Consider the following 9,565-nt stretch of genomic DNA (forward strand, 5'->3'; position numbering starts at 1 on the left):
TTTAATAAGCAGACCGGCCAGAACCTTAAAGAGTACTTCATGTACATCAATGGCCCCAAGATCCTCAACATGTGGCTCGGGGAGAGCGAGCGCCAAGTGCGGGAGATCTTTGCAACGGCTCGGGAGAAGGCAAAAGATGGTCACCTGGTCTTTATCTTCATTGATGAGGCCGAGTCTATTCTGCGCACTCGAAACTCCGGTCGGTTCACCAATATCTCCAACACCGTGGTGCCCCAGTTCTGCGCCGAGATGGACGGTCTGGTCTCCAGCGCCAATGTCGTGGTGATGCTCACGAGTAACCGCCCGGACTACATTGACCCCGCCATTCTCCGCCCCGAGCGCATTGACCGCCGCGTAAGAGTCAAGCGGCCGGATCGGAAAGCAGCAAAAGATATTCTCTCAATCTACCTGAATGAGAACGTCCCCATGGACTGCGGCCTGATCGAGACCCACAACGGTGACAAGCATGCCGCCGCCGCCGAGCTGGTAGACAACACGGTCGCGAACCTCTGGCGAAAAGATGCGGACACCGAGTTTCTCGATGTCTTCAACCGCAACGGCGGGACGGAGCGGCTCTACTGGAAAGACTTAGTCTCCGGTGCGCTTCTCAGCTCACTCGTGGAGCGGGCCAAGGACTTCGCCATCAAGCGGGCGATTGCCACCGGCAACCACTCCGAGGGCCTGACCCAAGACGATCTCTACAAAGCCCTTGCGCTGGAGTTCAAGGAAAACGAGATCTTCCCCAAGAGCGATGCGGTCGAGGACTGGATGATGCTCCTAGACCAGGCTCCCGAGAACGTCGTGGATGTCAAGCCCATCCGGCAAGGCACACGCGGCAAGGGAACCGCCAAAACCGCCAGCGGCGTGATTTAAAGCCCATCCGTGGGTGGTTTACAAGCTCCTTCAATCCAGAGGCTGGATTGGGGGAGTTTTTGTTTAAGAGCCAAACTCCGCGGCCTTGCGCAAGAAGAGCGGCAAGTTCGCTCCCAGCTCGTGCTGGACACAGGGCTCCGTGGCATCGTGGATATGGTGGTAGCTGACGGCGTGGTGGAGGGCGATCAGTGGCGCGATCTCCTTCCACGGCGGGATAGGTGTGCTCCAAGAGGCAAGAAGACTCTGTGTGGCTTCCTCATCTTTTTGGAAGAACGGCTCAAGCAAGTCCATCCACGGTAGAGCCACGCTGGCATCCGTCCAGTCGAAGTAGAGTAGCCCGTTCATTCCTGAGGCGATATTTCCGGTGTGCAGATCACCGTGGACGAGGCCACAAGGGGTGTCGGCGAAGACAGAAATTCGGGCTTGCCAGTCCACGGAGAGCAGCTTCTCGCGCTCGTCGTTGGCGAGGGTGCTGAGGGCCTCTTCCTGGGTGAGCAAGTGAGCGACTTCTTGGGCGAGGTGAGCAGGACGACGGTCGATACAGCCCATCGCGAGGAGCTCTGTTTCTTGCCCGAGGGTTTGTTGCTGGAGTGGCGCGTAGTCGGCCAGTGCCAGGCGCGTTGCATCATCGCCGTGACTGGTGCGCAGATCGGGGCCAAAGTCGGCGAGCAGCATCCAGCCACGCTCAGGGTCAATGGCGAGAGGCATCGGGACGCGCCCCGGAAAGCGCTCGGCGAGGTTTTGGGTCACCAGCGCCTCATTCGCAAAGAGCTTGGGCTGCTGGTTGGTGGCCTTGAAGTAGACAACGCCTCGTCCGGTCTCGGCACGGATCACGCAGGAGAGGCTCCAGGACTTGATCTCTTTCCAGGAGTGCAGGCCATCTGCGTGTGCGGCGATCCAGGCCAGAGCCAGCTCCAGCCAGCCCGGAAAGCCCCACGGAACCCGGAGCGGGTGCGGCGCGAAGATTTCCCGTGGAAGCTCGTCGCGACTCACCCAGGTCGCATCGTCTGGACGTGCTCCTTCGACAACTAGCGTTGCTTCTTCTTTGGTGGCGTGCGGCGAAAAGCGGCGGTGGAGCGGTAGCTCTTTGAGGGACTCAGCCCCCTCGCGAACCAGCTTCCACCAGAGAGTACTTTCAGGCTCTTGGCCAAAGCAGGTAACGATCACTGAAGGGCGCGGAACCGGAGGAGGGCCAGGCTGCCTAGGAGCCCTACCACCAAGAGTGCAATGTTCATCGTCCGCGTCACGCCACGGGCTACAATCGCCCCATCCACACCGGCGGACTCACTCTCGCGCAGCTTTGCTTCTCCCTCGGCGATCTGCCGCTGCCAGCGCTCCGGGTTGGTAGGCTTGTTCTTCGGGTCGAGCCGCTGCCGACCATCTCGAATCAGTGCCCAGGCCCGCGCACTACTCGTGCGCTTGCCCTCCGCAAAGCCAATCAGCGCACCAAAGGCAACACTGGCGAGAACCACCAGCGCCACCATACGCAAGACCTGGCGCAAGGCTTGGGGAGACGCGGCGGGCAAGCGCCCCAGCCGTGAGGCAGCATAGAGCGCTCCCGCGCAGAAACTTAGAGCAAAGAAAAGTATCACGAACAAATTATATCGCGATTTCTCCGCCAGCCAGGCATCGCGTAGCTCGTTTGCAAACTTCCAGCACAGGTCACGGCTGGTAAAGACCACGAGGCCATCGCCGGTTTTGGATCGGCCCAGCACGATCTCGTCGCCTTTAGGGTTAAAATAAAACGCCCCATGGGGAAAGTTCCCATGGGGCGATTTCTTATTATTTCCCCCACGCGTGTGGGCTGGGGGCCAATCTTACAGTGTGCGGCCTTTTTCGATGGCTTCTTCGATGGTTCCCACCATGTAGAAGGCCTGCTCGGGCAGGTCGTCGTGCTTACCATCCAGAATCGCGTCAAACGAGCGGACAGAGTCCTCGCGGCTGACGTACTTTCCGGCGATTCCGGTGAAGGCTTCTCCCACGAAGAAGGGCTGGGAGAGGAACTTCTGGATCTTGCGGGCACGGGAGACGATGAGCTTGTCCTCGTCGGAGAGCTCGTCAATTCCGAGGATGGCGATAATGTCCTGAAGCTCTTTGTAGCGCTGGAGGATAGACTGAACACCACGGGCGACGCGGTAGTGCTCGGCTCCGACAATCGCGGGGGTTAACGCGCGGCTGGTGGAGGAGAGCGGGTCCACGGCGGGGAAGATTCCTTGGGCTGCTAGGTTACGCTCAAGAACCGTGGTCGCGTCAAGGTGCGAGAACGCGGTGGCCGGGGCCGGGTCGGTGAGGTCGTCGGCGGGAACGTAGATCGCTTGCACGGACGTTACCGAGCCTTTGCGGGTAGACGTGATACGCTCCTGGAGCGCTCCCATCTCACTGGCAAGGGTCGGCTGGTAGCCTACAGCAGAGGGCATACGTCCCAGAAGTGCGGACACTTCGGAGCCTGCCTGCGTGAAGCGGAAGATATTGTCCACGAAGAGAAGCACGTCCGCACCGTCTACGTCGCGGAAGTACTCTGCCATCGTCAGGCCCGAGAGCGCGACGCGAAGTCGAGCGCCGGGTGGCTCGTTCATCTGGCCAAACACCATCGCAGTCTTGTCAATCACGTGGGCTTTATTGCCGCTCGCATCGGTGAACTCGGCCTCGGACATCTCCAGCCAGAGGTCGTTTCCCTCACGGGTGCGCTCGCCGACTCCGGCAAACACCGAAACGCCCGAGTGCTGGACGGCGATATTACGGATCAGCTCCTGCATGGTAACCGTCTTGCCCACTCCGGCTCCGCCAAACAGCCCGATCTTTCCGCCCTTGAGGTAGGGACAGAGAAGGTCAACAACCTTGATACCCGTCTCCAGAATCTCAGGCGCGGTTGCCAGATCTTCAAATGCGGGGGCGCTCCGGTGAATCGGCCAGTGCTCGGTAGCATTTGCCGGTCCCCGCTCATCAATCGGACGGCCTAGGAGATTGAAAACACGTCCCAGAGTTGCAGCACCAACAGGCACCGAGATGGCCTGACCGGTGTCGATTGCTTCTTGCCCACGAACGAGTCCATCGGTGGAGTCCATTGCCACTGCACGAACCACGTCATTGCCCAGATGCTGAGCGACCTCGACGATTAAATCATCGGTTCCCTTGATTGGGATGCGAATCGCGTTGAGGATCGCGGGGAGCTGACCGGGTTCAAATGCGAGGTCCACCACGGGGCCTTGAACCTGGACGATCTTGCCTGTTGCCATCGTATACCTTTATGTCTAGTACTTTTGTCTAGCGAAAATTTGAGTTTGTGAAAACCGGTACAGTTTACCCGGAAGTCACCAATGTTTCAACGTCTGCCCTAAAAATTGAAAATATTGAGCGTCAGGAGCGGCGACGTGGCTGGAGAGCTTCCCCACACTGGCGCAGAAAGGCCAGAAGCCCACCGAGGAGCGCCCCGTGGATCGTCGAGACCCAGAGAGCCAGCAGGAGCCCCGCGCCCGCCCCCACGGTGAGAACGTTGTAGACCAGGTCCAAGATAAAGAACGCCAGCCCTCCATAGACAGCCGCGCGCCGTGGTGACCACTTCTGGAGAAAAATAAAAGCCCCCAGAGGTAGGCAGGCATTGATCACCAAGGGGCTCTGGGCCGCCGCAGGGAGAGGAAGGCGCAGAAAGGCGCACATAATCTCCAGAAGAAGCGGGCTCAAGAAGATCGCCAGGCTCATTCCTAGCCCGACGCGAGCCGCTTTCCGCCGCTCGGATGCCGCACAGAATCCCGTGATCGCTCCGAGTAGTGCATAAAGAAGCCACGCGTTCTGCTGCCCAATTACCATCTCGGGGTTTTGAAGGCGTGCCAGTGTCGTCATTGTGGCCGCACCCAGTGTCCCGCAGGCGACTCCTGCCAGCCACGAGATCGCAGAGCGAGCCGGGTTTTCTCGCTGAACCGCAGGAGCGGCGGTGATCATCTCTTCTTCTAGAACTGCCTGGCGCTGCATACTAACGAAATTATCGCACAAATAGGCGCAATGCAAGAGAGTTTCTTCGCATTCGCAAACCTCTAGCACTTTTCCGGTGGCAAGCTCAGTGAGGCTTGATACAATGCCCCATGCCCCGTAAGGCCAAGAAAAACCCTGAGATGCCCCCGCTGGGGCTTGATTTGCTCGATGATGTCTTTAACAAAGACCAAGATGCGTTCCTCGAAGAGCTAGAACAGCTAGATGGGGACTGGGAAGAGGAGGCCGTTCCCGGCACACTTCCTCTGATTCCCATACGCGATAGTGTCTACTTTCCCGGCATGATCTTCCCCCTGACCCTGGGCCGTGAGTGCTCCGTCCGGGCTGTCGAGGTAGCCCAAGAAGGTCGTCCTCGCATGGTGGCGCTGATCACACAGCAGGATGTCCAAGTCGAAGAGCCGCGCCCTAGTGATCTCTACGAGATGGGAATCGCCGCCGAGGTGATGCAGTTCACACGCATCCCTGATGGCATGGTGCGTGTTTTATTAGAAGCGGGCCCGCGTATTCGGGTGAAGCGCTTTCTACAGACCGCTCCGTACATGCGTATCGAAGTCGAGTCGCTCCCCCTGCCCCCAGAGCCACCCACACCTGAGATCGAGGCACTAGCCCGCACGGTCACCAACCAGTTTGAGCGGCTCGTCACCGATGCCAAGGGAATCCCTCCTGAGGCGCTGGTCAATGTCCTCTCCGTGGACGAGCCCGGACGGCTCGCCGACACGATCATCCCCTACTTAGCGCTTCGGGTCGAGCAGAAGCAGAGCTTGCTAGAGACGCTCAATGTCGCCGAGCGCCTCGACAAGCTTGCCACGGCCCTCCACGAAGAGAGCGCCATTGTCGAGATTCAAAAAGACATCCGCTCCCGAGTGGAAAAAGAGATGGGCGATCACCAGCGCGAGTTCTTCTTGCGCGAGCAGCTCAAGGCGATTCAGTCGGAGCTGGGTGAGGCTGATGAGCGCACCAGCGAGTTCCTAGAGTACCGGGAGAAGATTCTGGCGGCAAAGATGCCCGAGGAGATTGAGGTCCGAGCGTTTAAAGAGCTGGAGCGCTTCGAGAAAACCCCGCTGGTGAGCCCCGAGGCGGGCGTGCTGCGCAACTATCTGGATCTGATGGTGGCGATGCCCTGGAGCACGCTCACCGAAGACCGGCTGGATATTATCGAGGCGGAGCGCATTCTGGATGAGGATCACCACGGTCTGCCCAAAGTCAAAGAGCGTATTTTAGAGTTTCTGGCGGTGCGCAAGCTCGCCGGGGAAAAGCTCAAGGCCCCTATTCTGTGCTTTGTCGGGCCTCCCGGTGTGGGTAAGACCAGCCTGGGACGCTCCGTAGCACGGGCACTGGGTCGCAAGTTTGCGCGGCTCTCGCTGGGTGGCGTGCGTGATGAGGCCGAGATTCGGGGGCACCGGCGGACGTATGTCGGGGCGATGCCGGGGCGCATCTTGCAGGCGATCCGTCAGTCTGGGAGCCGCAACCCCGTGATTGTTCTGGATGAGATTGATAAGCTGGGCAATGACTTCCGTGGCGATCCTAGCTCGGCACTTTTAGAGGCGCTTGACCCCGAGCAGAACAAAGAGTTCTCGGACCACTACTTAGAAGTGGCTTTTGATCTCTCACAGGCGCTCTTTATCGCCACCGCGAACTTGCTGGACACGATCCCGCCTGCGCTCCGTGACCGGCTTGAGGTGATCTCGTTCTCGGGCTATATCGAGGCGGAGAAGGCGGCGATTGCCAAGAACCATCTCCTGCCCCGCCAGCAAGAGAGCCATGGCCTCACCAATGAGACCTTCCAGCTCGACGATACAGCGCTCTTGCGGCTCATTCGGGAGTACACCCGTGAGGCGGGAGTTCGCAACCTACACCGTGAGATCGGCTCGCTCTGCCGGAAAGCGGCCCGCAAGCTCGCAGGAGACGGGACGTCGCAAGTGACCGTGGACTCGGAGACACTCGAAACACTCCTTGGCATGCCGCGCTACGACTGGGGCAAGATGGAGGAGGCTGATGAGATCGGAGCCGCGACGGGCCTTGTCTACACCGAGGCGGGCGGCGATACGATCACCATTGAGGTGCTGCCCACACGCGGTGAGGGCAAGCTCACCCTGACTGGCCAGCTCGGTGAGGTCATGCGTGAGTCGGCACAGACGGCGTGGACCTTTGTCCGCTCCCGGCTGACCACTCTGGGAATCGCAGAAGACGCCGATAAGGGCAAAGACATCCATGTCCATGTCCCCGCAGGCGCGGTTCCCAAAGATGGCCCCTCCGCAGGTGTCACCATGGTCGTCGCACTGGCCTCCGCAATCTCCGGTCGCCCAGTCCGCTGTGACGTGGCGATGACGGGTGAGATCACGCTCCGGGGGAAAGTGCTGCCGGTCGGTGGGATCAAGGAAAAAGTCTTAGCAGCCCATCGCTCCGGTATTCGGATCGTGCTTCTGCCCCACGAGAACGAAAAAGACCTGGACGATCTCCCCGGCGATGTGCGCTCCGAGCTGACTTTCATCTTCCTGCGCCACGCCGACGATGCCCTCAACGCCGCCCTAAGGTAAAACTCGGGCTACTCAACTCTGAAGCCGTAGCCCATGCCGCGCCGGGTCTCTAGGAGCGCGGCGGTCTCGGGGGGGAGCTTGGCGCGGAGCCGTCGGATGTGGATGTCTACGGTGCGTTCGCCGCCATCGTAGTCCACGCCCCAGACCATCGCAAGAATCTGCTCGCGGGGGTAGCGACGGCCCCGGTGGGTGAGAAGAAAGCGTAGCAGATCGTACTCGCGTGGGGTCAATGTGAGGGGTTTGCCCTCGGAGGTGGTGACTTTCCCGGCTCCCAGGCTCAGGCGAATCCCCGCAAAGTAGAGCATGTCGCCCGCCTCGACGGAGCGCTTGCGGAAAAACAGCAGCGCCACCCGCGCCTTCACTTCCTCGGGCTCGTAGGGTGGCAAGAGAAAGTCGTCCACAAAGGCACGCAGATCGGGCGATGTCAGATGGCGGCGGGTCAGTAGCGCCAGCATTGGCGGGATGGGAACCCCTTCCCCCCAGATCGAAAGCAGGCGGCTCCGCGCACTTCGCAACAGAAAAAGCTCACTGCTGTCCGAGAGATCCGCGACAATGAGCTGTGGCGGAACGCCCTGGAACGCCCCGATCCACTCATCGTCACCGGCCTCAAAAGTCAGCGGACAGACGTGCAAGCTCGCCGCCATCAGCGCATGCGTCACTTGCAGCGGCGGACGATCGGGAGCATCGCGGGTTAAAATCAGGACGTTTTGCAATTCTGACCAGCGTTGTATCGCCCGAAGGGGGCAACGTGCAACAAGGTCAGGCCAGATTCAGCGGGCCGTCGCCGCAGAAGTCCGGGTTGCCAAACTTGGTGATCTTATGACCAAAACCGTGTGCCAGCGAGAGAAGCAGGCGGTTATGGGGAACGCGCGTAAACTTATGGGAACGTCCCATCGTCAGGCCGGGCATGTTCCCCACACAGACAAAGGGGATATTATCAAGCGTGTGCGAGTTGCCCTTGCCCAGCTCATTAGTCCAGACAATCAGCGTGTTGTCCAAAAGGCTCCCTGTGCCGCCCGGCTCCGGAGTCTCTGCGAGGCGCTTGGCTAAGTACGCGAGCTGCTCACAGTACCACTTATTGATCTTTGTTAATTTTTCCTGCGCGTCTTTATTGCTATCAGGCTCGTGAGACAGATCGTGCTGACCTTCCTGAATCCCCAGCCAGCGCATGCGTGCCTGCCCCACCGAGTTGGTGTACTGGAACGTAGCGACGCGGGCAAAGTCGGCGGAGAAGCTACGCACCAAGAGATCAATCTGGAGCTTGCTGAGCTGTGGCATGTTGTCGTTGTCGCGGCGTACACCCGGCTCAAGCTGCGGGACGGCATGGCCCACATCGGTGGTCTTTCCAGCAGCTTGCAGCTCTTTTTCGAGGTCACGCACCAGTGCGGTATGCTCCTCTAAAATCTGCCGGTCTTGAACCGAGACACTCTTACGGAGCATGGCGAGGTCGGCCTTGAGGTCATCGAGCACACTACTCAGGCTCTGCTGGTCTTTAAGGCGTCCGTAGAGCTTGCCAAACATCTGGTACGGATCGTCAATCGGCGTGACGGGCTTGTTGGCACCGGCGTAGCTCATGCGGGTCCAGGTGTCGGCGCGCTCGGGTACCATGACGCCCATCTCCAGCGAGCCAAAGCGCGTGCGGGTCGCCGGGCTGGCTTGCAAAAAATTCTTGAGCTCTTGGTCTATCGAGATGCCGCTCGACCAGCCCGCCGGTGTGTCGCTGCCGCCCTGGACATTGCCGGGGAAGAGCTCGACGCCGGTGAGCAAGCACCCAATCCCGCGCATGTGGCTGTCGCCATCGCCGCGCACCCGATCACAGACGCCATTCAGAATCAGCGTGTTCTTCTTAAAGGGCTCCAGTGGCGTCAGGCTCTCTTTAAGCGTGAAGTTCTCCCCGACTTCATCAGGCCAGAAGGTGCTTGGGACAATGCCATCGGGCGAGAACAGCACGATGAGGCGCTGCTTGCGCTTGCCCACAGTCTGCGCGTGCGCCAGCGACGGCAGGTTGGCCAGAAACGGAAGCGCGGCGGCACTCAGGCCCAGCTCGCGCAGAAAGTCTCGTCGTGTGTTTTGCATGATATTCTATTTTACCTTGTTCCGATTGCCACAATTTACGTTCGTGTGTGCGTCGTTTTTGGACGTATGAATACGGGCCGATTTATCCGCCC

The 9,565-nt window shown here is 59.9% G+C and carries 8 protein-coding genes; 2 read left to right on the forward strand and 6 right to left on the reverse strand.

The genetic code is table 11. The annotated features are described in order from the left end of the window. On the forward strand, positions 1-873 hold an 873-nt coding region (locus AC1XOS_RS15760; protein ID WP_481963179.1), incomplete at its 5' end, for an AAA family ATPase. A 63-nt stretch (positions 874-936) separates the two neighbouring features. On the opposite strand, the gene AC1XOS_RS15765 is transcribed toward AC1XOS_RS15760, so the two are convergent. From AC1XOS_RS15765 to AC1XOS_RS15780, 4 genes are all read right to left on the reverse strand, one after another. Next, positions 937-2,040: a phosphotransferase gene (locus AC1XOS_RS15765; RefSeq protein ID WP_481963180.1), complete on the reverse strand. Its 1,104-nt coding sequence runs from the start codon at positions 2,038-2,040 to the stop codon at positions 937-939. After that, positions 2,037-2,588, reverse strand: a complete 552-nt coding sequence (locus AC1XOS_RS15770) for a hypothetical protein (RefSeq protein WP_481963181.1) — start codon at positions 2,586-2,588, stop codon at positions 2,037-2,039. The genes AC1XOS_RS15765 and AC1XOS_RS15770 overlap by 4 nt, the downstream gene beginning before the upstream one ends. A gap of 102 nt (positions 2,589-2,690) precedes the next feature. Next, on the reverse strand, positions 2,691-4,109 hold the full coding sequence (atpD, locus tag AC1XOS_RS15775; RefSeq protein WP_481963182.1) for a F0F1 ATP synthase subunit beta: 1,419 nt from the start codon (positions 4,107-4,109) through the stop codon (positions 2,691-2,693). A 121-nt stretch (positions 4,110-4,230) separates the two neighbouring features. Further along, complete coding sequence (locus AC1XOS_RS15780) at positions 4,231-4,842, reverse strand: hypothetical protein (protein WP_481963183.1); 612 nt, start codon at positions 4,840-4,842, stop codon at positions 4,231-4,233. A gap of 110 nt (positions 4,843-4,952) precedes the next feature. On the opposite strand from AC1XOS_RS15780, the gene lon reads away from it, so the two are divergent. Next, positions 4,953-7,397 carry an endopeptidase La gene (gene lon, locus AC1XOS_RS15785; protein WP_481963184.1) on the forward strand — a complete coding sequence of 815 codons (2,445 nt, stop codon included), beginning with the start codon at positions 4,953-4,955 and terminating at the stop codon, positions 7,395-7,397. Between the two features lie 8 nt (positions 7,398-7,405). Here the strand turns inward: lon and AC1XOS_RS15790 are convergent, their stop codons facing one another. Beyond that, positions 7,406-8,110, reverse strand: coding sequence for a winged helix-turn-helix domain-containing protein (locus AC1XOS_RS15790; RefSeq protein ID WP_481963185.1), 705 nt, complete (start codon positions 8,108-8,110; stop codon positions 7,406-7,408). A 46-nt stretch (positions 8,111-8,156) separates the two neighbouring features. Next, positions 8,157-9,473, reverse strand: a complete 1,317-nt coding sequence (locus tag AC1XOS_RS15795) for a DUF1552 domain-containing protein (RefSeq protein WP_481963186.1) — start codon at positions 9,471-9,473, stop codon at positions 8,157-8,159. Positions 9,474-9,565: the final 92 nt, after the last annotated feature.

Source organism: Armatimonas sp., from assembly GCF_964826245.1.